Source organism: Pseudomonas atacamensis (assembly GCF_017167965.1).
In the GTDB taxonomy this organism is placed as follows: Bacteria; Pseudomonadota; Gammaproteobacteria; order Pseudomonadales; family Pseudomonadaceae; genus Aquipseudomonas; species Aquipseudomonas atacamensis.
In genome coordinates, this window is the sequence record NZ_CP070503.1 from 2833190 (window position 1) to 2857615 (window position 24426).

Here is a 24426-nt window from a genome sequence, read left to right on the forward strand (position 1 = left end):
ACTGGTTGCCCTTTTTTATTGCCTGCAGATCAAGCCAGGTCGACCAGTACGATTTCGCTGTCCTCGATCGCCGTGACCGTCAGCACTTGCTCATGGGCCACCGCCACGCCGTCACGCGCCTGCGCGCGCAGCCCGTTGACCTCGATCACGCCGGTGGCCGGCACCAGATAGGCGCGACGCCCTTCATCCAGTCGGTATTCAGCGGTTTCACCGGCCTTGATGTTCGCCGCCACCAGACGCGCATTGGCACGAATGTGCAGGCTCTCATCGTCGCCGTCCTTGCCGCTGGCCAGCGTCACAAAACCCTCGCGCTCGCCTTTGGGAAACGGCTTGGCTCCCCACGACGGCGGCGCACCGGTTTCGGTCGGCAGAATCCAGATCTGGAAGATCTTGGTTTCCTTGTCTTCCAGGTTGTATTCGCTGTGAGCGATGCCGGTGCCGGCGCTCATCACTTGTACGTCGCCGGCTTCGGTGCGGCCCTTGTTGCCGAGGTTGTCCTGGTGCGTGATGGCACCTTCTCGCACGTAAGTGATGATTTCCATGTCGCGGTGCGGATGCTGCGGGAAACCGGTGCCTGCGGCGATGATGTCGTCGTTCCACACACGCAAGTTGCCCCAGCTCATCCGCTGCGGATCGTAGTATTCGGCAAAGGAAAAGTGGTGATGCGCGTCCAGCCAGCCATGATGGGCGCCGCCCAGCGAGCTGAAGGGTCTGAGTTCAAGCATGATCGTCTCCTAATAAGGGTCGTCAGGGGGCGGGCCCCGTGGTTGATGACGGCGATCATCTATCAGGCAATCATCGATAAAAAGCGCAAAAACTGCCGCATCATGATCAGGTTATTTGATAAGAAGGCGCCTCGACATCGTCTCATCCGACTTTCAATTCGTCGCCTAAACCGATGACCTGTAAGCATTTCGCTAGAACTCGACGGCAAATCCAGACACCATAGCCGCCACAGCCTCACACCCTGGAGTCCGTCAGCGTGGCGCAACACATCCCCGATCTTCCCCCTGAACTTCGTCCACTGGCCGAGATGCCCTGGTTCAAACGTCTGGCCGCGCGATTCTTTGGTCACGGTCTGACAAAATTGCGCGCCCAGCACCGGGCATCGTGGCTGCACGGGCAAGCTGACGGATTTCGCAGCGGACACACCGCCGGCGTCGAATACGGTTTCAAGGAGGGCAAGCTTGAGGGTTTGGAGGAAGGCCGCCAGGTTCTGCTGATTCGCGACAGCCGCAACACCGAGCATCGGCCGCCCAGCGTCGATAACCACCTGTTCGATGACTGGCGCCTGCCGCTGACGGCGGAACTGAAGAAGCGCATCAAGGCTGACGTCGCCCGTTTGCTTCCGGCCCACGCCCAGCCCAGCGCTGCGCAGTGGAAGATGATCTTCAGCGATACGCCGTCCACCTCGGTGGTGGCCGGTGCCGGCGCCGGCAAATCGACCACGCTGGTGCTGCGCATTCTGTTGCTTAGCCATTATCTGGGTTTTGAGCTGGATTCGATGACCGTGGTGACCTTCACCCGCGAATCGCGTAAGGACTTCATCAACAAGCTAATCGAAATCTTCACGCTGTGGGGGCAGCCGCTGAACCTCAAGCAGGCCCGCGAGCTGGTCAGAACCTTCCACTCACGCATCCTGCCGATGGTGCGCAGCCTGCCGGGTTTCGAGCGTTTGCAGGCCTTCGAGAACCTCAGCGATCGCCCGCAAAGCGGCGCAGAGGAGGTCGACAGCAATCCGTTTGACCTGCGTATCAATGACGCGCAGCGCCAGCAACTTAATGCTTGTTATCACCGCCTGTTCAACGACGATGAGCGTTTCCGCCAGTTGATCCAGCCGCTGTCCCGTGCCGGATTACAGTTGAAGGAACTGGAACGCGATCACCCCGATGTGCAGAAACGCATGGCGGTCACCGAACTGGCAGCCAAGCGCGATGAAGAGCTCTGCGATGTCATCGAGGATCTGTGGTTTCGCGCAGGGGCATGGCCGATCAAAGGCATCGAACCGAATCGGCAGGCCTTCGAAATAAATGGCTCGCAGTTCCACGCTCATGGCTATATTCCCAGCCTCGATGCTTGGGTGGTGCTCGGCTTTGATCCCAGGGAAAACGCCCAGCTGACCCGACCCAACGCCAAGCTGAGCGTCCGTGCAGAGTGGGCGGTCAAGCGCACCCTGTTTCAAGCTTTCTGTCGTAAGCCATTGATATGGCTTGATAGTTACGAGTCATCCAGGCGCGTTCTTGCGACGTTGGCCGGAGATGCCAGCGCCGGTCCCGGCTTCGATTACAAGGTCAAAGGCGAGCTGGCATCGGCGCCATTGCTGGATTGTTTTGTCGCCGCAGCAGGCTTTATCGAAAACCTCGGCCTGGATGTACCGGACGCGGTCAGTCGGATGAGCTTCGCCAAGGACGATCCTGATCGTTTTTTCTTTGAGGCCCTGAGCCTGTTCTGGCGCGCATTTGAAGATCACCTGCTGGATCAGAAACCGCCAGTGATGACCTACAACCGCATGTTCGCGTTGTTCAGCGAGCACTCGCCGGAAAACCTCAAGCTGCTTAGCGACGAGCTGCTGCGGCCGATGGCGCATTTGATGATCGACGAATTCCAGGACGTATCGCCGCAGATCGTTTCGTGGATTCGCGCCAGCCTCAATGAAATCCGTAGCCGTGGCCCGGCCATGCACATCGGGCGAGGGGCACAGCGTTCATCGCTGCTGTGTGTCGGTGATGACTGGCAGTCGATTTACGGCTGGCGCGGCAGCTCGCCGAGCTACTTCATGGAGTTCAACAAGGAATTTCCTTCACCGAGCACCACAAGAGTGATGCTCAGTGACAACTACCGCAGCCATCAGCACATCATCGACGCCGCCGAACACATCGTCCGTGCAGCGCCGGCAATCGCAGGCAAGAAGGCCAAGGCCAGTGGTGAGCCCAAGCCGCTTCACCCGGTCAACTTGCTTGAGCGGGATGATGAAGCATTGGGTCAGCGCTTGGCCGAGCATTATCGGCGCGGCGATTCAATCTTGATGCTTTATCGAAAAAGCAGCGATAAGTTATTGATAGAGCAGCATATTCAGCCTGTACTTAATGTAGATTCGAGCTTGCCCTACGACGCGCGGCAGCTGAAGCAACTGACCTATCACAGCGCCAAAGGCTTGCAGGCTGATGCGGTATTTCTGCTTGGCGATTGCCAGCATCTGACCAGTTCTCCGTACAAGAATCAGGTCTATCGCATGGCGGGATTGGGTAAAACCGGCGACAGCGAGCCGTACGACACTGCGCAAAAGGACGAAATCCTGCGCCTTGCCTACGTCGGTATCACGCGCGCCGTCAGCCATTGCTATTGGTACGTCGAACCGCAAGACAGCCAGGCGGTAAACATGCCGAGGGCGTCGGATCGAGTCGCCAAGGGCAAACCCTTCTTCGTCGACCATCGACGCGAAAAGACCAGCGCCTGACCAATAAAAAGCCCGCATCGCTGCGGGCTTTTTGTTTTGAATCAGGTGGTTATGCGTAGTTCTTGAGAGATTCCGGAGGAGTGAAGGCTTCCAGCTCATCCTCGATGGCTTCGATCATGCGCTCGACGTCCGCCGCGTTCATCACCGTTGCGCAGGGAATGCCGGCGATGGCGATCATGGTTTCGCCGCTGGCCCGATCGAAAAGACGGGCGATCATGCTGCCCGGCGCATCCATCGTCGCTTCGAAACCCATGGGATGAAAATGCCAGCGCATCAGCTGGCAAGCGTTTGGAAAGGTGACTTTGCTGAACCCTTTATTCATGGTGTTGCCCGCCTGCTTCATCGAGCGCTTCCTTTTGCTCATGTTAGGTGGGAAGAGCCTTCATTGGCTCAACCAGTGCTTGAGCTTTAAAAGTAGCATCCGTGTGTGAAAAAACTGTGAGTTTTTTCAGTCCGTTTAGCGATTGATTCGCATTTTTTGATGTAAGTCACTGGCTCAGCGATTATCGCCAAAACGCCACCATGGATTTTTCATTGAAGCGGCAGAGGAAGTTGGGCAAGCTCGGTTCTTTTTCGCCGAGCCTCTTATGCACGCCGATGACGACGGCCCAGAACAGACCCAGGCCACGGCCGCCACGGTCATGCGCTATCACCTGAGCTGGAAACACCGGGATCTGGACAGCGTCATGGCGCTTTATCACGCCGATATCCAGTACAACGATTTCTTTCAGAACCGGGTGCTCGGTCTGGATGAGTTACGCGAATACGTGCGCGTGAGCATGCCGCGAGAATCCGACGAACTGCTCGAACATTGCGACCGAATCCGGGTGGATGGCAACACCGCGTTCATTCAGTACGAGGTGACCTTGCGCGGCGGCGACGGCCTGGTGTCGTTTCGTTCCAGCGAAGCGATCACGGTCAAGGACGGCTTGATCTGGCGCGTCAACGAGTACGCCTCGCTGGTGCGTACTCAAGCCGTCGGTAGCTCCGCGCCAAGCCGTCCGGCGGTCAGCAGGCTAGGTCTGTCACCGCGGCAACTGAGTTTCATGGCCGAAGACCTGCAGCAGTATTTCGAAAAGCAGCAGCCCTATCTGGACCCTGAGCTTGACCTGCAACGGGTGGCGAAGGAGTGCGGGTACAGCCGCAATCAGATTTCCTATCTACTCAATCAGGTGCTCGGGCAAAGCTTTTATCGCTACGTCAATCAGGCGCGCCTGCAGCATTTGCTGCGTGCGCTGGACAGCGCTACGCCGCCGTTGCGTGTCGACGAGCTGGCGTTTGCCGCCGGCTTCAATTCGCTGTCAGCGTTCTACAAATGCTTTCGCGAACACACCGGCCAGTCGCCCAAGGCCTACGCCAAACAAATTTCTCTGCGGGCACGCGCGCAAGACATCCACTGAAGGCAGCCACTAGGATCGACGCCATCGAAAGTTTTCAGTGGCGGAGTCTGGCATGTCGGCGTGGCGCACGATCAGTTTGTGGATGGATCAGCTCGATGAGCCGCTGCTGGCGCGGCCTGCGCTTGAGCGGGACCTGGACGTCGACGTGGCGATTATCGGCGCCGGTTACACCGGACTGTGGACGGCGTACTACCTGAAAAAACAGGCGCCCGGCCTGGATATCGCCATCGTCGAGGCGCAAACCGCCGGGTTCGGTGCATCCGGACGCAATGGCGGCTGGCTGATGGGTAATTTGCTGGGCGAAGATCACTTGCTCGCAGGCTTATCGCCGCAGCAACGGCGGGCGTCGTTTGATCTGCTGCACAGCATCCCCGATGAAGTGGAGATCGTCCTCGAACGCGAAGGCATCGACTGCGATTACCGTAAGGGCGGGGTGCTTTATTGTGCCGCGCGCTACCCAGAGCAGGAAGCCGTTCTGCGCGATTACCTGAGCAAGCTGCACGCCCAAGGCCTTACCGATAACGACTACCGCTGGCTCAGTCCCGAGCAGCTGGCCCAGCAGATCCGCGTGGCCAAGCCCTACGGCGGCATCTTCGCCCCCCATGTCGCGACCATTCACCCGGCGAAACTGGTCCGTGGTCTGGCGCGGACCGTGCAGAACATGGGCGTGAAAATCTACGAAAACAGCCCGGTCACTCACTGGCAACCCGGCAGTCTGCGTACCGCCAAGGCCAGCGTGCGCAGCCGTTGGATCGTCCCGGCGGTGGAAGGTTATTCGGTGACCTTGCCACCACTTGGTCGTTATCAATTGCCGGTGCAAAGCCTGATTGTCGCCACGGAACCGCTGTCCGCTGCGACCTGGGACGAAATCGGCCTCAATCGCGGCCAGGCCTTCAGTGAATTCAGCCGCCAGGTCACCTATGGCCAGCGCAGTGCCGACAATCGTCTGATCTTCGGCGCCCGTGGCGGGTATCAGTTCGCCGGCAAGCTGCGCCATGACTTCAACCTGACCCGCGATGAAGTCGAATTGCGCCGCTATCTGTTCGGCGAACTGTTCCCGCAGCTGAAAAATGTGCAGATCACCCACGCCTGGGGCGGCAACCTTGGCATGTCGCGGCATTTCAAGCCGCACATGCTTTGCGACCGCGCCAACGGCATCGCGCTATCGGGCGGTTATGGCGGCGAGGGCGTCGGTGCCAGCAATCTCGGCGGCCGGACGCTGGCCGATCTGATTCTTGAGCGCGACAGCGAGCTGACCCAACAACCGTGGGTCCTGCCCGACGGTGGCATTCATGCGCTGCGTGCCTGGGAGCCAGAGCCATGCCGCTGGCTCGGCTACAACGCGATCATCAAAAGTTTCGTGCACGAAGACCAGACCCTGGCCAATCCCGCGACCGCGCCCTGGCGGCGCAAGCTCGCCAGCCGGGTCGCCGGGTTCATGGAAGGTTTCATGCACTGAACGCCGTTTCCCTCAATAAACAGGTCACGCCATGAGCATCACCCAATTCAAGAACACCGCCACGCTTGAGCTCGAAGAATCCAACCCGGTCGCCGTGCCCCTCGGCGAACCCGTCGCAATTGCCTCGACCACCAGTGTCGAGCGCGACGACGGTGTCGAAACCGGCGTCTGGGAATGCACCCCGGGCCGCTGGCGGCGGCAGATCACCGCGCAGGAGTTCTGCCATTTCATTTCCGGGCGCTGCACCTTCACCCCCGACGGTGGCGGCGAAACCCTGCACATACAAGGCGGCGACGCACTGATGTTGCCAGCCAACACGCTCGGGATCTGGGACATCCAGGAAACCGTGCGCAAGAGCTACGTGCTGATTTTCTGATTGTTTGATCCTTTGATTGCCTGCCAACAAAAAAAGCCCATACAGGAATCGCCTCATGATCCAGAAAACCCTCGCATTGGCGCCGCTGCTGCTGGCCGCTTCCGTCAGTCACGCGGCCGAGACGGTCAAGGTCTACAACTGGTCCGACTACATCGCCCCGGACACCACGAAGAATTTCCAGAAAGACACGGGCATCGGCGTCACCTACGACGTCTACGACAGCAACGAAACCCTCGACGGCAAGCTGATGACCGGTAAATCCGGTTACGACGTGGTTTTTCCGTCGAACCACTTCATGGCGCGGCAGATTCAGGGTGGGGCGCTGAAGAAACTCGACAAGAGTCAGTTGCCGAACTGGAAGAATCTCAACCCGGCGCTGCTCAAGGCCTTGCAGACCAATGACCCGAACAACGAGCACGGTTTCCCTTATCTGTGGGGCAGCACCGGTATCGGCTACAACATTGCCAAGGTCAAAGCGGTGCTGGGCGACAACGCACCGGTGGATTCCTGGGATCTGATCTTCAAGCCCGAATACATGGAAAAACTGCAGAAGTGCGGCGTGGCGATCCTCGACAACGGCCCGGAACTGCTCCCGGCGGCGCTTAACTACCTGGGCCTGCCGCACCACAGCAAGAATCCCGAAGACTACAAAAAAGCCGAAGCTTTGCTGATGAAAGTGCGGCCCTACGTCAGTTACTTCCATTCTTCGAAGTACACCAGTGACCTGGCCAACGGCGACATCTGCGTAGCGGTGGGCTTTTCCGGCGACATCCTGCAAGCGGAGAACCGCGCCAAGGAAGCCAAGAACGGCGTCGAGATCGGTTATGCGATTCCCAAGGAGGGCGCGGCGATCTGGTTCGACATGGTCGCCATGCCCGCCGACGCACCAGACGAAAAGGCCGGCTACGCCTTCATGAACTACCTGCTGCGCCCCGATGTCATGGCCGGCATCACCAATTACGTGCATTACGCCAATGGCAACGAACAAGCCGACAAACTGATCGACCCGGCGATCAAGAACGACACCAAGGTTTACCCGAGCCCGGAAATGATGGGCAAGCTGTTTGCGCTGGAGGCGATGCCGTTGAATATCGACCGGATCCGGACACGGGTTTGGAACAAGATTCGCACCGGTAGCTGAGTTTTTTCAGGCCAACATACAAGACCCCTGTGGGAGCGAGCCTGCTCGCGAAGCGGTTTGTCATTCGACACTTATGTTGACTGGCTTGGCGCCTTCGCGAGCAGGCTCGCTCTCACATTCGTTATTCAATGAATCAGGATAGTTGATATCAAAGCACTGGCACCGCTGACTGAAAGTGTGACTTGCCCAACAAATTCAAACTTACCGATATTTAATATTTAAATAGAAAATCGTCAGACAATTTCCACCCTCGCCGCAACTAAAAACAATCTTTTCTCCCCGCACGCTTTGTTTACGGCAGTTTTCCGATACCACCAAATTGGATCGCAAAAAAACTCTTTACGACAGATTTCCAATTGTGTCAGGTTCGTTACGCCTTCATTGGGCGAGTGATAGGACGATCTCGCCAAAGATCGTCCTGTCGGACAAAAACTGTTCCATTGCTAAACAAGGAAGTGTGTTTATGTCGAAAGTTAAAACCAATGCTGTTGATTCCGCCGAACAGGCTTTCCAGCTGGCCGCGTTCAGCTCGGCGTACAACCAGATCAATAGCTTCAGCCATCAGTACGACCGTGGCGGCAACCTCACGGTCAATGGCAAACCCTCGTACACCGTCGATCAGGCGGCTACGCAATTGCTGCGTGACGGCGCTGCCTACCAGGACAAGGACGGCAGCGGCAAGATCGAACTGACCTACACGTTCCTGACCTCGGCCTCGAACAGCACCATGAACAAGCACGGCATCAGCGGGTTCAGCCAGTTCAGCGCGCAGCAACAGGCTCAGGCCAAGCTCGCCATGCAGTCCTGGGCCGACGTGGCCAATGTCACCTTCACCGAGAGAGCCTCGGGCGGCGACGGGCACATGACCTTCGGTAACTACAGCGGTGGCCAGAATGGCGCTGCGGCGTTTGCCTATCTGCCGGGGACCGGCGCTGGTTATGACGGCACCTCGTGGTACTTGATCAACAGCGGTTACACGCAGAACAAGAACCCGGATCTGAACAACTACGGTCGTCAGACCCTGACCCACGAAATCGGCCACACCCTGGGCCTTGCGCACCCCGGCGACTACAACGCCGGCAATGGCAACCCGACCTACAACGATGCGACTTATGGCCAAGACACCCGTGGCTACAGCGTCATGAGTTACTGGAGCGAGAGCAACACCAACCAGAACTTCAGCAAGGGCGGCGTCGAAGCCTACTCGTCCGGCCCGCTGATGGACGACATCGCCGCGATCCAGAAGCTCTACGGCGCCAACACCAGCACCCGCACTGGTGATACCACCTACGGCTTCAATTCCAATGCCGGCCGTGATTTCCTCAGCGCATCGTCGTCGAGCGACAAAGTGGTGTTCTCGGTGTGGGATGCCGGCGGCAAGGACACTCTGGACTTCTCCGGTTTCACCCAAAACCAGAAGATCAACCTCAATGACGCTTCTTTCTCCGACGTGGGCGGTCTGGTCGGCAACGTGTCGATTGCCAAGGGCGCGATCATCGAGAACGCGATTGGTGGTTCGGGCAGCGATCTGTTGATCGGCAACAGCGTAGCCAACGAACTGAAGGGCGGTGCCGGCAACGACATCCTGTACGGCGCTGGTGGTGCTGACAAACTGTGGGGCGGTTCTGGTTCGGACACTTTCGTGTTCGCCGCCAGCTCGGATTCCAAGCCGGGTGCGATCGATCAGATCCTCGATTTCGTCAGCGGTCTGGACAAAATCGACCTGACCGGCATCACCAACGGCGCGGGCCTGCACTTCGTCAACAGCTTCACCGGTTCTGCCGGTGATGCCGTGCTGACCTCGTCGGGCGGTAACAGCCTGTTGTCGGTGGATTTCTCCGGGCATGGCGTGGCTGACTTTATCGTCAGCACCGTGGGCCAGGCAGCGACCAGCGACATCGTGGCGTGATGTGAAGGGAAAGCGGCGCCCTGGCGTCGCTTTCTTCACTTGCATCGGTAGGCGTCGTACGCAACGCTACAGGCTGGAGCGAAATTTCCCATGACCTACAGAGCTTTTACCTACACGGCATCGGCGTGGCTTTCAGCGGCGCTCGTTACGATTTCAGGAGCAACAGCGATGGCAAGCAGCCTCAGACTTGAAGAACCTTCCGTGTTTGCCGGAAAGTGGCAGGCAACACTGTCCAGCACAGTCGATGACCTGCGAGCGCAAAAGCTCCAGGACAAGCCCTCGAATACTTGTAGTGTCGAACTGCTCGCCAACAAGACCGTTGGCCAGGGCGCAGACTGTCTGGGTGCATGGCTCGAGCAAGCTCCGATCGGCTGGTTTCCTGATCCTGACGGCTTGTCGATCACCGGTAACGAAGGCTCAAGAATCCAGTTTTTCAGCCGACAACGTGACGGGTTATATCTGGCGACTTTGAAGTCCGGGCTGATCGTCACGCTGGAACGTACGGCGCCCAATAACTGATCTGCCTTTTACAAACCAATATAGCTATAGCGATTCGTCGCATGGTTATAAGCAAGGTAAATAAAATCAACTGCACTGCATCAATCAGCGCTAGTTGTTATGAAAATTTAAATGGGCGCCACGGAAGTGTATTCCGGGAGGGTCGCTTAATTAATTGAAGTCTCGCCCCGCAGGCGCGATGAATACTGTTCAGGAAGAATCAATGAAGATGGCGAAGTCTCCTGCCACCGCTCCGTTAATCAAGGCATTGGGCGACTATAAAAGCATTCTGATCAGCGTCGGTTGTTTCACCGCGCTGATCAACGTGTTGATGCTGGTGCCGTCGATCTACATGCTGCAAGTTTACGATCGAGTATTGTCGTCGCAGAACGAAACCACCCTGGCAATGCTGTCGTTGATGGTGGTCGGTTTCTTCGCCTTTATCGGGCTGCTGGAAGTGATCCGCAGCTTTATCGTCATCCGCATCGGCAGCCAGCTGGAGCGTCGCTTCAATCTGCGCGTCTATCAGGCCGCGTTCGAGCGCAACCTGTTCAAGGGCGAGGGTAACGCCGGGCAGTCGCTTGGCGACCTGACCCACATTCGCCAGTTCGTCACCGGCCCGGCGCTGTTCGCCTTCTTCGATGCGCCGTGGTTCCCGGTTTATCTGTTTGTCATCTACCTGTTCAACGTCTGGCTCGGCGTGTTGGCGACGGCGGGCGCGTTGCTGCTGATCGCGCTGGCGTGCCTCAACGAATACATGACCAAAAAGCCCCTCGGCGAGGCCGCCGGTTTTTCCCAGCAGTCCAGCCAGTTGGCCACCAGCCACTTGCACAACGCCGAAACCATTCAGGCGATGGGCATGCTCGGCTCGCTGCGCAAGCGCTGGTTCGGGGTGCATTCGCGCTTCCTCGGCTTGCAGAACCAGGCCAGCGACACCGGCGCGGTGATCAGTTCACTGAGCAAGACCCTGCGCCTGTGCCTGCAATCCCTGGTGCTGGGCCTGGGCGCGTTGCTGGTGATCAAGGGCGACATGACGGCGGGGATGATGATCGCCGGTTCGATCCTGATGGGCCGCGTGCTGAGCCCGATTGATCAGCTGATCGCCGTTTGGAAACAGTGGAGCGGGGCGAAGCTGGCTTACCGCCGTCTCGATGCGCTGTTGCAGGCGTTTCCGCCCAGCGACGAGGCGATGGCACTGCCGGCACCAAAAGGCCAGATTACCTTCGAACAAGTCAGCGCCGGCCCGCCCGGGCAGCGTGCAGCCACTTTGCACATGGTCAATTTCAATCTGAGTGCTGGTGAAGTGCTGGGTGTGCTCGGCGCGTCTGGTTCCGGCAAGTCGACGCTGGCTCGAGTGCTGGTCGGCGTGTGGCCGGTGCTGGGCGGCACCGTGCGCCTCGACGGCGCTGATATTCATCGCTGGAACCGCGATCAGCTTGGTCCTTACATCGGTTACCTGCCGCAAGACATCGAATTGTTCAGCGGCAGCATCGCCGAGAACATTGCGCGCTTCAGCGAAGCCGATCCGCAAAAAGTCGTAGCTGCCGCGCAACAGGCCGGCGTTCACGAAATGATCCTGCGTTTGCCGCAAGGTTACGACACGCAACTGGGCGAGGACGGCAGCGGCTTGTCCGGCGGCCAGAAGCAACGCGTGGCCCTGGCCCGCGCGCTGTACGGCACGCCAAGTCTGGTGGTGCTCGATGAACCCAATTCCAACCTCGACACCGTCGGCGAAGCGGCATTGGCCAGCGCCATTGCGCAACTCAAGGCGCAAGGCACCACGGTGATTCTGGTGACGCACCGTTCTTCGGTGCTGGCTCAGGCTGACAAATTGCTCGTGCTCAACGATGGTCGTTTGCAGGCGTTCGGCCCGAGTCAGGATGTGCTCAAGGCACTTTCCGGTCAGCAGGAACAGCAACGCGAAAAAGCCGCACAAGCACCGGGCGGGCTCAGCATGAGCCGGCAGTATCAGCCCACGACAAGGAATTCGGGTGTATGAGCAGCGCCAGCATGAACACTGAAAACGAAGCGAACATGGAACACGCCTACCTCACCGAGCGCCCGGAACGCGATGCGAAATTCTTCGCACGCCTGGGCTGGATTCTGGCCATCGTCGGCGCTGGCAGTTTCTTCACCTGGGCGGCATTGGCGCCGCTGGATCAGGGCATTCCGGTGCAGGGCACCGTGGTGGTGTCGGGCAAACGCAAGGCTGTGCAGTCGATGAGCAGCGGCGTGGTCAGCCGTATTCTGGTGCGCGAAGGCGAGATCGTGAAGCAGGGCCAGCCGTTGTTCCGCCTTGACCAGACGCAAGTGGCTGCCGATGTGCAATCGCTGCAGGCGCAGTACCGCATGGCTTGGGCCAGCCTCGCGCGCTGGCAGGCCGAGCGCGACAACCTCAAACAAGTGACCTTTCCGGCCGAACTGAGCAACGACCCGGACCCGCGCCTGGCGCTGGTGCTGGAAGGCCAGCGCCAACTGTTCAGCAGCCGCCGCGAAGCGTTCTCCCGGGAACAAGCGGCACTGCGCGCCAACATCGAAGGCGCCACCGCGCAACTGGCCGGCATGCGCCGCGCGCGCAGCGACCTCAATGCCCAGGCCAGTTCCTTGCAGCAACAATTGAGCAACCTGCAACCACTGGCCGACAACGGCTACATCCCGCGCAACCGCTTGATGGACTACCAGCGGCAACTGTCGCAAGTGCAGCAGCAGCTGGCGGAAAACACCGGTGAAAGTGGCCGTGTGGAGCAGGGCATTCTTGAATCGCGCCTGAAGTTGCAGCAGCACGGCGAGGAATACCAGAAGGAAGTGCGCACGCAACTGGCCGATGCGCAGTTGAAAAGCGTGACGCTGTCCGAACAGCTGACCTCCGCCGGTTTCGACCTGCAACACAGCGAGATCCTCGCCACCGCCGATGGCGTGGCAGTCAACCTCGGTGTGCACACCGAAGGCGCTGTGGTGCGTCAGGGCGAAACCCTGCTGGAGATCGTTCCGCAAGGCACCACCCTGGAAGTGGAAGGGCACTTGCCAATCAACCTGATCGACAAGGTCGGCACGCATTTGCCGGTGGACATTCTGTTTACCGCGTTCAACCAGAGCAAAACCCCGCGCGTGCCCGGCGAAGTCAGCCTGATCTCCGCTGACCAGATGGTCGATGAGAAAACTGGCGTGCCGTATTACGTGTTGCGCAGCAGCGTCAGTGATCAGGCGATGGAAAAGCTCAACGGTCTGGTGATCAAGCCCGGCATGCCGGCGGAAATGTTCGTGCGCACCGGTGAGCGTTCACTCCTCAACTACCTGTTCAAACCGCTTCTGGATCGCGCCGGTTCTGCGTTGACCGAGGAATAAGGATGTTCGGCTGTATGAAAAAGCTTTGCATGCTGGGGGCCGCAATGACGCTGCTCGCGAGTCACGCGGCAGTCGCGGCCATGGGGCCATTCGAGATTTACGAACAGGCGTTGCGCAACGATCCGGTGTTCCTCGGTGCAATCAAGGAGCGCGATGCCGGCCTGGAAAACCGCGTAATTGGCCGCGCCGGGCTGCTGCCACGGATCGGTTACACCTACAACAAGGGGCGCAACTCTTCCAAGGCGACGTCTCTGGATGATCGTGCGCGCAATCGAACTGATGAGCGCAACTACAACAGTTACGGCTCGGCGCTCACGGTGCAGCAACCGCTGCTCGATTACGAGGCTTACGCGGCGTATCGCAAAGGCGTGGCGCAGTCGTTGTTTGCCGACGAAGCGTTTCGCGGCAAGAGTCAGGAACTGTTGGTGCGCGTGCTGGATAACTACACCAAAGCCTTGTTCGCCCAGGATCAGATCGACATCGCCCAGGCGAAGAAGAAGGCCTACGAACAGCAGTTCCAGCAGAACGAACACATGTTCAAGCAGGGCGAGGGCACGCGCACCGATATTCTCGAAGCCGAGTCGCGCTATGAGCTGGCGACTGCCGAGGAGATCGAAGCGCGCAACGAGCAGGATGCCGCTTTGCGCGAGCTGGGCGCGCTGGTGGGCGTGCCGGCGGTGGACATCGGCGATCTGGCGCCGCTTGGTCAGCAATTTCAGACCTTCACCCTGCAACCGGCCAACTTCGACACCTGGCATGAACTGGCGATCAGCAACAACCCGAACCTCGCTTCGCAGCGTCAGGCCGTGGAAGTGGCGCGCTACGAAGTCGAGCGCAACCGCGCCGGGCATCTGCCGAAAGTCAGTGCTTATGCCTCGATGCGCGACAACGAGTCGGAAAGCGGCAACACCTATAACCAGCGCTACGAAACCAACACCATCGGCCTGGAAGTCAGCGTGCCGCTGTACGCCGGCGGCGGGGTATCGGCGTCGACGCGTCAGGCCAGCCGCACCATGGAACAGGCCGAATACGAGCTGGATGGCAAAACCCGCGAAACCTTGATCGAACTGCGCCGCCAGTTCAGCGCCTGCCTGTCCGGGGTGAGCAAATTGCGCGCTTATCAGAAGGCCCTGAAGTCGGCCGAGGCGCTGGTGGTCTCGACCCGACAAAGCATTCTGGGCGGCGAACGCACCAATCTCGACGCGTTGAACGCCGAGCAGCAACTGTTCACCACCCGCCGCGACCTGGCCCAGGCACGCTACGACTATCTGATGGCCTGGACCAAATTGCATTACTACGCCGGGACGCTGAATGAGCAGGATCTGGCGCGGGTGGACGAAGCATTTGTGGTCGCGCAACAGCCCTCACCCTGACCCTCTCCCAGAGGGAGAGGGGACTGACCGAGTGGCTTGCGATAGCTGCATCGACCTGAACCACCGAGCTGGACGCAGGTTTTGACATCAACACAAATCGGCTCCCTCTCCTCGGGGAGAGGGCTGGGGTGAGGGGAACGGGCGACACCGCAATTCAGCCCTGAACAAAACAACAAAAACGAGAGTGATGAACATGGACGTACGCATCAAGCCGATCTCGGTCGGCACGCTGTTGCTTGTGATTTCTGCAAACCAGGCTCACGCCCAATACCTCGAACACGGCCAGCCCGGCGATCCATCCAGTTGGCGCAGCGCCGAGTTCTTGCGTGACTGGGGTCTGCAACGCATGCAGGCCGATCAGGCCTACGCAGCCGGCATCACCGGCAAGGGCGTGAAGATCGGCGCGCTCGATTCCGGTTTCGATGCCGCTCACCCCGAATTCTCCGCCGACCGTTATCACCCGGTAACCGCCAGCGGCAGCTACGTCGATGGCTCAGCGTTCAACGTCGACGGCACGCTCAACCCGAACAACGATTCCCACGGCACCCACGTGGTCGGGACCATGGGCGCTGCCCGTGATGGCAGCGGCATGCACGGCGTGGCTTACAACGCGCAAATCTACGTCGGCAACACCAACAAGAACGACAGTTTCCTTTTCGGCCCCGGCCCTGATCCGCGTTATTTCAAAGCTGTCTACGACAGCCTCGCCGATGCCGGGGTGCGGGCGATCAATAACAGTTGGGGCAGCCAGCCGCCGGATGTCAGCTATCGCACTCTCGCGGATCTGCACGCCGCCTACGCGCAGCACTGGAACAATGGCACCTGGCTCGACGCCGCTGCCGACGTTTCGCGGCGCGGTGTGATCAATGTCTTCAGCGCCGGCAACAGCGGTTACCCGAACGCCAGCGTGCGCTCGGCGCTGCCGTACTTTCAGCCGGATCTGGAAGGTCACTGGCTGGCGGTGTCCGGGCTCGATCAGAGCAATCAGCAGAAGTACAACCAGTGCGGGATTGCCAAATACTGGTGCATCACCACACCGGGGGCGAAGGTCGACAGCACCATTCCCGGCGGCGGTTATGCGATCAAGTCCGGCACCTCGATGGCGGCACCGCACGCGACCGGCGCCTTGGCGCTGGTGATGGAACGCTATCCGTACATGAACAACCAGCAGGCGCTCGAAGTGCTGCTGACCACCGCCACCCAGCTCGATGGCTCGGTCACCAACGCACCGAACGAGCGCGTCGGCTGGGGCGTCGCCAACCTCGACCGGGCGATGCGCGGGCCGGGGCAATTGCTCGGTGCGTTCGATGCCAATCTGGGGGCAGGGCAGCGCGATGTCTGGAGCAATGACATCTCCGACAAGGCGCTGATCCAGCGCCAGCGCGAAGACCTCGCCGAGCATAGCGCCTGGCAGCAAACCCTGCAGGACAAAGGCTGGCAGAACGGTGTGCCGGCCAGCGCCAGTCAGCAGGAGCAGACCGATTACGCCGTCGGCATGCTGCGTGATGCGGCAGCGGCGAACCGGGTGTACGAGGGCAGCCTGATCAAGTCCGGCGCCGGGCAATTGCTGCTCAGTGGCGCAAACACCTATCGCGGTCCGACGACCGTCAACGGCGGTCTGCTGACCGTGAACGGTTCGCTGACCTCAGCGGTCACCGTCAACAACAGCGGCACCCTTGGCGGCTCCGGACGCATCGGCGCGTTGACCGCCAACAGCGGTGGCCGGGTCGCACCGGGCAATTCCATCGGCACCTTGAACGTCGCTGGTGATGTGACACTCGCCCCCGGCTCGACCTACGCCGTCGAGCTATCGCCCACCAGCAGTGACCGCATCGTCGCCGGCGGCACGGCAACCGTCAGCGGCGCCAGCGTCAGCCTGGCGCTGGAAAACAGCCCGACCTTGCTCAGCAGCGCCGAAGCGCAAAGCCTGCTCGGTCGCCAGTACAACATCCTGCAAGCGGCCGGCGGCGTGCAGGGGCAGTTCGCTGCAGTAGTGCCGAACTACCTGTTCATCGGCGACGCCCTCGACTACGCCGCAACCGGCATTCAGCTGAATATCCAGCGCAATGCCACAAGCTTCTCCAGCGTCGGGCAAACGCCGAACCAGCGCTCGGTGGCGGCGGCAGTCGAAGGTCTGGGCGCCGGCAATTCGGTTTACGAAAGTGTGCTTCGTGCACCGAATCAAGCCTCGGCGCAGCAAGCCTTCCAGCAACTGAGCGGCGAGATTTATCCAGCGCTGGGGACAATGCTGATCAACGACAGCCGCCAGTTGCGTGATGCGCTCGGCGAGCGGCTGCACGATGACTCGGCGACCCGCAGCAACGGCTGGATCAAAGCCCTCGGCGCTTGGGGCAGCACGGATTCGGGCCACGACACGGCCGGCTACCACACCTCGATCGGCGGTCTGCTGGCCGGTGTCGACGGCGCGCTGGACGAGCAGACCCGCATCGGTCTGGTCACCGGCTACAGCGACAGCTCCTTGAACATGGGCTCGGGCACGCATTCCTTGGCAACAGTCGACAGCTACCACCTTGGCGCTTACGCGGGGCACGCCATCGGCGCGTGGCGCTTGAGCACTGGCGCGGCCTACAGCTGGCATCGCGGCGATGTGAAGCGCGATCTGCAATACGACGACGTCAGCGCCAAGCAGAAAGCCAAAGTCGACGCGAACACCACCCAAGTCTTCGCCGAGGCGGCGTATCGCTTGCAGCTGCAACCGTTGGCGCTGGAACCGTTCGCCAACCTGACCTACCTGCATCTCGACACGGAGGGCTTTACCGAAAAGGGCGATGCCGCTGCGCTGAAAAGCGCTGGCGATCAGCGCGATGCGGTGTTGAGCACCTTGGGCGTACGGGCGAGCAAAACCTTCCACCTTTCCAGCCAGCAAGCGCTGGACGTCAGCGCCCGTCTCGGCTGGCAGCACAGCCTCAGCGATATTGAATCAGAGCAGCATTTGCGTTTTGCCAGCGGCGGCACGCCGTACTCAGTGGAGAGCTCGGCGCTGGTGCGTGATGCCGCATTGGTCGGGGTGCAGGCCAGTCTGGCCTTGAGCAAGGACGTGCGGGTCAACCTCGATTACAACGGCCAACTGGCCAGCCGCGAGAAGCTGCATGGCGTAGGGCTGAGCCTGAACTGGCAGTTCTGATTCCATAGGTTTGAGCCACTGTGGCGAGGGGATTTATCCCCGCTCGACTGCGCAGCAAAAACCTGTGTTGATCGTTCCCACGCGCAGCAAAGGAATGAAGCCCGGGACGCTCTGCGTCCCATTGGAACGCGGAGCGTCCCTAGAGGCATTCCCACGCAGAGCGTGGGAACGATCAAGGCAACGCCAGCCGCGAGAAGCTGCATGGCGTAGGGCTGAGCCTGAACTGGCAGTTCTGATTGCATGGGTTTGAGCCACTGTGGCGAGGGGATTTATCCCCGCTCGACTGCGCAGCAGTCGCAAAACCTTTGTTGATCGTTCCCACGCGCAGCAAAGGAATGCAGCCCGGGACGCTCTGCGTCCCATTGGAACGCGGAGCGTCCCTAGAGGCATTCCCACGCAGAGCGTGGGAACGATCAAGGCAACCGGATTTTTCGCAACATCACTAAGGAAGGTCGTGGATGGATAACAACAATACCCCCGCGCAATCGGGTGGCCGCTTTGCCCTGAAAACCCTGACAGTCGCCATGCTCTGTGCCAGTGCGATGGCACAGGCAGCGCCTTACGTTGAGAACGGCCGCAGCGGCGATCCGTCGAGCTGGCGCAGTAATGAATTCAAGGCGGACTGGGGCCTGGGCGCGATCGGCGCGGATTACGCCTACGCCGCCGGCTACACCGGCAAAGGCGTGAAACTGGGCATCTTCGATCAGCCGGTCTACGCCGCGCATCCGGAGTTCTCTGGCAGTAACAAAGTCGTCACTCTGGTCACCAGCGGTATCCGCGAATACACCGACCCGTATATCCCGGTGAAAGCCGGCGACGCGTTTCGCTATGACGGTTCGCCCTCGGTCGGCTCCGACGGCAAGCTCGGCGCCCACGGTACCCACGTCGGCGGTATCGCGGCGGGCAGTCGCGACGGCGGGGTGATGCACGGCGTCGCGTTCGGGGCGCAGATCATCAGCGCTGACAACGGCGACCCAGGCCCCGAAGATGGCATCGTGCGTGGCAACGACGGCGCGGTGTACAAGGCCGGTTGGGATGCGCTGATCGCCAGCGGTGCGCGGATCATCAACAACAGCTGGGGCATCGGCATCACCGACCGCTTCGACCTCGGCGGCCGCGATCCGGCGTATCCGCACTTCACCGTCAACGACGCGCAGTTGCAGTTCAACGAAATCCGCACCTTGCTCGGCACCAAACCCGGCGGCGCCTACGACGGCGCGATTGCCGCCGCACGCAGCGGCATCGTCACTATTTTTGCCGCCGGCAACGACTACAACCTGAACAACCCGGATGCCATTGCCGGCCTCGGTTATTTCGTTCCGGACATCGCGCCGAACTGGATCACCGTCGCCGCATTGCAGCAGAACCCGGACGCCGCCAGCGCCAATCCGTACGTGATCAGCACGTTCTCCTCGCGTTGCGGCTACACCGCCAGTTACTGCGTGTCGGCGCCGGGCACCAAGATCTACAGCTCGATCATCGAAGGCACCAACGCCGACAACTTGACCACCGGCTACAAAAACTACAACGGCACCTCGATGGCCGCGCCACATGTGGCCGGTTCCATCGCGGTGTTGATGGAGCGCTTCCCGTATATGTCCGGCGATCAGGTCGCCAGCGTGTTGCGCACCACTGCGACCGACCTCGGCGCACCGGGCATCGACGCCTTGTACGGCTGGGGCATGATCAACCTGCGCAAGGCCATCGATGGGCCGGCGATGTTCGTCACCGAGCAGGACATTCCCGAGGAATTCCGCGTGCAGGGTGCTTACGGCTCTGGCCAATTTGTCGCCGATCTGCCGGGCATCGGCGCGATCATCGATCAGGGCAAACCGACCGAGCGGGTGTGCAGCGACATCACGTGCGGCCTCGACACCTGGCGCAACGACATCGGCGGCCACGGCGGTCTGACCAAGCAAGGCATCGGCACCCTGGTGCTGACCGGCAACAACACTTACAGCGGCCCGACCCTGGTCAACCAGGGCCGTCTGGCCATCAACGGCTCGCTGCAATCGGCGGTCACCGTCAACAACGGCGGCATCCTCGGCGGCAATGGCCGCATCGGCGCGCTGGCGGTGAACAGCGGCGGTACGGTGGCACCGGGCAATTCCATTGGCACCCTGAATGTGGCGGGGGACGTGACCTTCGCGCCGGGTTCGACCTACGCCGTAGAGCTGTCGCCGACCAGCAGCGACCAGATCGTCGCGGGCGGCAAAGCGGTCATCAACGGTGCCACGGTGAGCCTGTCGCTGGAAAACAGCCCGACCTTGGTCAGCACCGGCGAAGTGCAAAGCCTGCTCGGTACCCGCTACAACATCCTGCAAGCGGCAGGTGGCATTGAAGGGCGCTTCGGTCAGGTCTTGCCGAATTACGCCTTCCTTGGCGGCACTCTGGATTACTCGGCGGGCGGCATTCAGCTGGCGGTCGGGCGCAATGAGGCATCGTTCGCCAGCGTCGGTCTGACGCCGAACCAGCGCGCCGTCGGTGCGGCGGCCGAGCGTTTAGGTGCGGGCAATGCGCTGTTCGAAACCCTGTTGCTGTCGCCCAACGCGGCGTCGGCGCAGCAGGCCTTTCAACAGTTGTCCGGCGAGATTCACCCGGCCATCGGCACGCTGCTGATCAACGACAGCCGCTACCTGCGCGAAGCCGTCGGCGAGCGCCTGCGTGAGCGTGATCTGTTCAACGCCGATGCGCCGACTGATGAACGCAGCAACGTCTGGATCAAGGTGCTGGGGTCGTGGGGTGAAAGCGATGGCGGACACGACAATGCCGATTCCAACAGTTCCATCGGCGGGCTGCTGGCTGGCGTCGACGGTCTGATTGCTGAAGATACCCGTCTCGGTTTCGTCACTGGTTACAGCGACAGCTCGTTGAGCATGGGCAGCGGCACGCATTCGTCGGCCTCGGTCGACAGCTACCACTTGGGTGCGTATCTGGGCCATGAAATCGACGCGTTGCGCCTGACCGTCGGCGGCGCCTACAGCTGGCATCGTATCGATGTGAAACGTGATCTGCAGTTCGGCGACGTCAGCGGCAAACAGAAAACCAAACGTGACGCGACCACCGCGCAACTGTTCACCGAGGCCGCTTACGATCTGGGCCTGCAACCGTTGAACCTGGAGCCGTTCGCCAATCTGTCCTACGTGCACCTCAACACCGACAGCTTCACCGAGAAGGGTGACGCTGCCGCGCTGAAGGGTGGTGAAGACAACCGCGACGTGGTGCTGTCGACCCTCGGCGTGCGCGCCAAGCGCAGTTTTGCCGTGTCGGACAAGCATCAGCTGGAACTGGGCGCCAGCCTCGGCTGGCAGCACAACCTGAGCAGCGTTGATGCCAACAGCCATCTGGCCTTCGCCAACGGCGACAGCGCCTTCACCGTGCAGAGCGTGTCGATGGATCGTGACGCTGCCGTGGTCGGCGTGCGCGCCGGGCTGGCACTCAATCGCGACGTGCGGGTCAACCTCGACTACAACGGCCTGATCGGCTCGAACGAGAAAGATCACGGCGTCGGTCTGACCCTCGACTGGCAGTTCTGAGGCGTAACCGGCAGCGCCTCGCGGGCTGCCGGTTTTTCAAAGAGAAAGTAACGCTGCACATGGGATTGTTCGAGTACAAAAATCCAAATGTGCAGAAGATCCAAATGTGGGAGCGAGCCTGCTCGCTCCCACAGGTACGGCGTACACATGATCGTTCCCACGCTCTGCGTGGGAATGCAGCCGGGGACGCTCTGCGTCCCACAAGATCGCAGCCTTCGGCAGTTCCTACAGAGGCTGTGCAAGATGTAACGAATGCTCCAGAGCCCCGTGCTCTGGCTGTGAGCTATCTCTGACAATTCCCACAACAAGAGAGGCAATGGCAATGGGTGTATACGACTACAAGAACGTCGGCACAGCCGATTCCGCGGCGCTGTTCAGCGATGCCATGGCGATCACGCTGTATTCCTATCACAACCTCGATAACGGCTTCGCCGCTGGCTACCAGCACAACGGCTTCGGCCTCGGTCTGCCGGCGACGCTGGTTACCGCGCTGATTGGCGGCACCGATTCGCAAGGGGTGATCCCCGGTATCCCGTGGAATCCCGATTCGGAAAAACTCGCCCTCGAGGCCGTGCAAAAGGCCGGCTGGACGCCGATCAGCGCTGCGCAATTGGGCTACGACGGCAAGACCGATGCACGCGGGACGTTCTTCGGCGAGAAGGCCGGCTACACCAGCGCGCAAGTGGAAATCCTCGGCAAGTACGACGCTCAGGGTCACCTCACCGAACTGGGGATTGCCTTTCGCGGCACCAGCGGCCCGCGCGAAATCCTCATCGGTGATTCGATTGGCGACGTGATCACCGATCTGCTCGCCGCGTTCGGCCCGGCCGATTACGCAAAAAACTACGTCGGCGAAGCCTTCGGCAATCTGCTCAACGATGTCGTCGCATTCGCCCGGGCCAACGGCCTCAGCGGCAAGGACGTGCTGGTCAGCGGTCATAGCCTGGGCGGTCTGGCGGTGAACAGCATGGCTGACTTGAGCGCTGGCAAGTGGGGCGGCTTCTTCGCCGACGCCAACTACATCGCCTACGCCTCGCCGACGCAGAGCAGCGGCGACAAGGTGCTGAATATCGGCTACGAAAACGACCCGGTGTTTCGCGCCCTCGACGGTTCGACCTTCAGCAGCGCTTCGGTGGGCGTGCACGACGCGCCGCATGCCTCGACCACCGATAACATCGTCAGCTTCAACGATCACTACGCCTCGAACGCCTGGAACGTGCTGCCGTATTCGATCCTGAATATCCCGACGTGGATTTCGCACCTGCCCACTGGCTACGGCGACGGCATGACCCGCGTGCTGGAATCGAAGTTCTACGACCTGACCAGCCGCGACTCGACGATCATCGTCGCCAACCTGTCCGACCCGGCGCGGGCCAGCACTTGGGTGCAGGACCTCAACCGCAATGCCGAACCCCACAAGGGCAGCACGTTCATTATTGGCAGTGACGGCAACGACCTGATCCAGGGCGGCAGCGGCAATGACTATTTGGAAGGCCGCGCCGGCAATGACAGCTTCCGCGACAGCGGCGGCTACAACATCATTCTGGGTGGGCAGGGCAGCAACACCCTCGACTTGCAGCAGACGGTAAAGAGCTTTGATTTTGCCAACGACGGCGCTGGCCACCTGTACATCCGCGATGCCAACGGCGGGATCAGCATCATCCGTGACATTGGCAGCATCGTCAGCAAAGAGCCGGGTTTTCTCTGGGGCGTGTTCAAGGACGACGTGCTGCACAGCGTCACGGCCACGGGGTTGAAAGTCGGCAGTAACCTCACCGCTTATGAATCGAGCGTTAGAGGAACGGCCGGTGCTGACATGCTCAAGGCGCATGCCGGCGGTGACTGGCTGTTCGGGCTGGAGGGCAATGATCATTTGCTCGGCGGCGCGGGCAATGACGTATTTGTCGGTGGTGCGGGCAATGACCTGATGGAATCGGGCGGCGGGGCGGATACGTTTCTGTTCAATGGCGCGTTTGGCCAGGATCGTGTGGTTGGCTACACGGCCGATGACAAACTGGTGTTTCTTGGCGTGCAGGGCGTGTTGCCGGGGGATGATTTGCGAGCCCATGCATCGGCCGTCGGGCAGGACACTGTGCTGACGTTTGGTGGGGATTCGGTGACGTTGGTAGGGGTGGCGCTTGGGAGCTTGAGCGCCGACGGGGTTGTTATCGCCTGAGGTTGGTGTGGGGCCTTCGCCGGCCCCTTCGCGAGCAAGCTCGCTCCCACACGGGATCTGCGTCGTTCACACATCCTCCAGTAGGAGCTGCCGAAGGCTGCGATGTGATCGTTCCCACGCTCCGCGTGGGAATGCAGCCCGGGACGCTCTGCGTCCCACTCAAGAGCCGAACGCGGAGCGTCCGTGGAGGCATTCCTTTGCTGCGCATGGGAACGATCATTCAGGCCAAGTCAGTCTTCCTTGCGCACGGTCGCGACTTCATCAGCGCGAACCTTGACCTTGGCGCCGGAAATGTCCTCGAACTCATAGAAACCGTCCTCGGTCTCGGTCTTCGGCATGTCCTCGGTCAGGTACTGGGTGCCGTTCTGCAACGTCACCACGGTCTGGGTCGAACAGCCGCCCAGCGCCAACAGGGCGGCGACCGCTACAGGAATGCCCAGCATCTTGATTTTCATACCCACCTCTGACTCCTTGCTTGAATGTGATTGCGGGCATTGTCGGCCCTGTAACGCGGTTGGTGCCAGCAGCGGCGGAAAAGTTCGATGGCGGCGCGAAAAAATGCCATTGATCTTTTTCCGTTTGCGCCGGGCAGGGCTGAGCTGTTATCTGTA

16 protein-coding genes are annotated in these 24426 nt (G+C 60.6%); 13 read left to right on the top strand and 3 right to left on the bottom strand.

What is annotated here, in order from left to right; all coding sequences use genetic code 11:
* Positions 1 to 29: 29 nt before the first annotated feature.
* The gene (locus JWU58_RS12960; RefSeq protein ID WP_016774845.1) at positions 30 to 725 is read right to left on the bottom strand and encodes a pirin family protein; all 696 of its coding nucleotides are present in this window, start codon (positions 723 to 725) and stop codon (positions 30 to 32) included.
* A gap of 257 nt (positions 726 to 982) precedes the next feature.
* On the opposite strand from JWU58_RS12960, the gene JWU58_RS12965 reads away from it, so the two are divergent.
* Positions 983 to 3457: a UvrD-helicase domain-containing protein gene (locus JWU58_RS12965; RefSeq protein ID WP_206422108.1), complete on the top strand. Its 2475-nt coding sequence runs from the start codon at positions 983 to 985 to the stop codon at positions 3455 to 3457.
* A 49-nt stretch (positions 3458 to 3506) separates the two neighbouring features.
* On the opposite strand, the gene JWU58_RS12970 is transcribed toward JWU58_RS12965, so the two are convergent.
* Positions 3507 to 3779: a DUF1652 domain-containing protein gene (locus JWU58_RS12970; protein ID WP_038862172.1), complete on the bottom strand. Its 273-nt coding sequence runs from the start codon at positions 3777 to 3779 to the stop codon at positions 3507 to 3509.
* Positions 3780 to 4044: 265 nt separating this feature from the next.
* Between JWU58_RS12970 and JWU58_RS12975 the strand changes: the two genes are divergently transcribed.
* The 12 genes from JWU58_RS12975 (at position 4045) to JWU58_RS13030 (ending at position 23815) form a co-directional block, all read left to right on the top strand.
* On the top strand, positions 4045 to 4857 hold the full coding sequence (locus tag JWU58_RS12975) for a helix-turn-helix domain-containing protein (RefSeq protein ID WP_206422109.1): 813 nt from the start codon (positions 4045 to 4047) through the stop codon (positions 4855 to 4857).
* A gap of 52 nt (positions 4858 to 4909) precedes the next feature.
* Positions 4910 to 6316, top strand: a complete 1407-nt coding sequence (locus JWU58_RS12980) for an NAD(P)/FAD-dependent oxidoreductase (RefSeq protein WP_206422110.1) — start codon at positions 4910 to 4912, stop codon at positions 6314 to 6316.
* Between the two features lie 31 nt (positions 6317 to 6347).
* The gene (locus JWU58_RS12985) at positions 6348 to 6692 is read left to right on the top strand and encodes a cupin domain-containing protein (RefSeq protein ID WP_024013066.1); all 345 of its coding nucleotides are present in this window, start codon (positions 6348 to 6350) and stop codon (positions 6690 to 6692) included.
* A 55-nt stretch (positions 6693 to 6747) separates the two neighbouring features.
* Positions 6748 to 7833 carry a polyamine ABC transporter substrate-binding protein gene (locus tag JWU58_RS12990; protein WP_123442400.1) on the top strand — a complete coding sequence of 362 codons (1086 nt, stop codon included), beginning with the start codon at positions 6748 to 6750 and terminating at the stop codon, positions 7831 to 7833.
* 463 nt (positions 7834 to 8296) lie between these two features.
* Positions 8297 to 9742 (top strand): serralysin family metalloprotease, encoded by a 1446-nt coding sequence (locus JWU58_RS12995; RefSeq protein WP_206422111.1) that lies wholly within the window; start codon positions 8297 to 8299, stop codon positions 9740 to 9742.
* A gap of 90 nt (positions 9743 to 9832) precedes the next feature.
* The gene (locus tag JWU58_RS13000; RefSeq protein WP_163012695.1) at positions 9833 to 10261 is read left to right on the top strand and encodes an AprI/Inh family metalloprotease inhibitor; all 429 of its coding nucleotides are present in this window, start codon (positions 9833 to 9835) and stop codon (positions 10259 to 10261) included.
* Between the two features lie 202 nt (positions 10262 to 10463).
* Entirely contained in the window at positions 10464 to 12239 is a 1776-nt protein-coding gene (locus tag JWU58_RS13005) for a type I secretion system permease/ATPase (RefSeq protein ID WP_206422112.1), read from the top strand.
* Positions 12236 to 13585, top strand: a complete 1350-nt coding sequence (locus JWU58_RS13010) for an HlyD family type I secretion periplasmic adaptor subunit (protein WP_206422113.1) — start codon at positions 12236 to 12238, stop codon at positions 13583 to 13585. Before JWU58_RS13005 ends, JWU58_RS13010 begins: the two co-directional genes overlap by 4 nt.
* 2 nt (positions 13586 to 13587) lie before the next feature.
* Entirely contained in the window at positions 13588 to 14958 is a 1371-nt protein-coding gene (locus tag JWU58_RS13015; protein WP_206422114.1) for a TolC family outer membrane protein, read from the top strand.
* Between the two features lie 193 nt (positions 14959 to 15151).
* The gene (eprS, locus tag JWU58_RS13020) at positions 15152 to 18103 is read left to right on the top strand and encodes an autotransporter serine peptidase EprS (RefSeq protein ID WP_206422115.1); all 2952 of its coding nucleotides are present in this window, start codon (positions 15152 to 15154) and stop codon (positions 18101 to 18103) included.
* A gap of 458 nt (positions 18104 to 18561) precedes the next feature.
* Entirely contained in the window at positions 18562 to 21639 is a 3078-nt protein-coding gene (locus JWU58_RS13025) for an autotransporter serine protease (protein ID WP_206422116.1), read from the top strand.
* A gap of 322 nt (positions 21640 to 21961) precedes the next feature.
* The gene (locus tag JWU58_RS13030) at positions 21962 to 23815 is read left to right on the top strand and encodes a polyurethane esterase (protein ID WP_206422180.1); all 1854 of its coding nucleotides are present in this window, start codon (positions 21962 to 21964) and stop codon (positions 23813 to 23815) included.
* A 230-nt stretch (positions 23816 to 24045) separates the two neighbouring features.
* Here the strand turns inward: JWU58_RS13030 and JWU58_RS13035 are convergent, their stop codons facing one another.
* Positions 24046 to 24270: a YgdI/YgdR family lipoprotein gene (locus tag JWU58_RS13035; RefSeq protein ID WP_016774830.1), complete on the bottom strand. Its 225-nt coding sequence runs from the start codon at positions 24268 to 24270 to the stop codon at positions 24046 to 24048.
* Positions 24271 to 24426 lie beyond the last annotated feature (156 nt).

Excerpts from the sequence above, each read along its gene's own strand:
- JWU58_RS13000 (WP_163012695.1), top strand. The coding sequence starts at position 9,833 with ATGACCTACAGAGCTTTTACCTACACGGCATCGGCGTGGCTTTCAGCG.
- JWU58_RS12970 (WP_038862172.1), bottom strand. The coding sequence starts at position 3,779 with ATGAATAAAGGGTTCAGCAAAGTCACCTTTCCAAACGCTTGCCAGCTG.
- JWU58_RS13015 (WP_206422114.1), top strand. The coding sequence starts at position 13,588 with ATGTTCGGCTGTATGAAAAAGCTTTGCATGCTGGGGGCCGCAATGACG.
- eprS (WP_206422115.1), top strand. The coding sequence starts at position 15,152 with ATGGACGTACGCATCAAGCCGATCTCGGTCGGCACGCTGTTGCTTGTG.
- JWU58_RS12995 (WP_206422111.1), top strand. The coding sequence starts at position 8,297 with ATGTCGAAAGTTAAAACCAATGCTGTTGATTCCGCCGAACAGGCTTTC.
- JWU58_RS13025 (WP_206422116.1), top strand. The coding sequence starts at position 18,562 with ATGGATAACAACAATACCCCCGCGCAATCGGGTGGCCGCTTTGCCCTG.
- JWU58_RS12975 (WP_206422109.1), top strand. The coding sequence starts at position 4,045 with ATGCACGCCGATGACGACGGCCCAGAACAGACCCAGGCCACGGCCGCC.
- JWU58_RS12985 (WP_024013066.1), top strand. The coding sequence starts at position 6,348 with ATGAGCATCACCCAATTCAAGAACACCGCCACGCTTGAGCTCGAAGAA.
- JWU58_RS12990 (WP_123442400.1), top strand. The coding sequence starts at position 6,748 with ATGATCCAGAAAACCCTCGCATTGGCGCCGCTGCTGCTGGCCGCTTCC.
- JWU58_RS12960 (WP_016774845.1), bottom strand. The coding sequence starts at position 725 with ATGCTTGAACTCAGACCCTTCAGCTCGCTGGGCGGCGCCCATCATGGC.
- JWU58_RS12980 (WP_206422110.1), top strand. The coding sequence starts at position 4,910 with ATGTCGGCGTGGCGCACGATCAGTTTGTGGATGGATCAGCTCGATGAG.
- JWU58_RS13010 (WP_206422113.1), top strand. The coding sequence starts at position 12,236 with ATGAGCAGCGCCAGCATGAACACTGAAAACGAAGCGAACATGGAACAC.
- JWU58_RS13035 (WP_016774830.1), bottom strand. The coding sequence starts at position 24,270 with ATGAAAATCAAGATGCTGGGCATTCCTGTAGCGGTCGCCGCCCTGTTG.
- JWU58_RS13005 (WP_206422112.1), top strand. The coding sequence starts at position 10,464 with ATGAAGATGGCGAAGTCTCCTGCCACCGCTCCGTTAATCAAGGCATTG.
- JWU58_RS13030 (WP_206422180.1), top strand. The coding sequence starts at position 21,962 with ATGGGTGTATACGACTACAAGAACGTCGGCACAGCCGATTCCGCGGCG.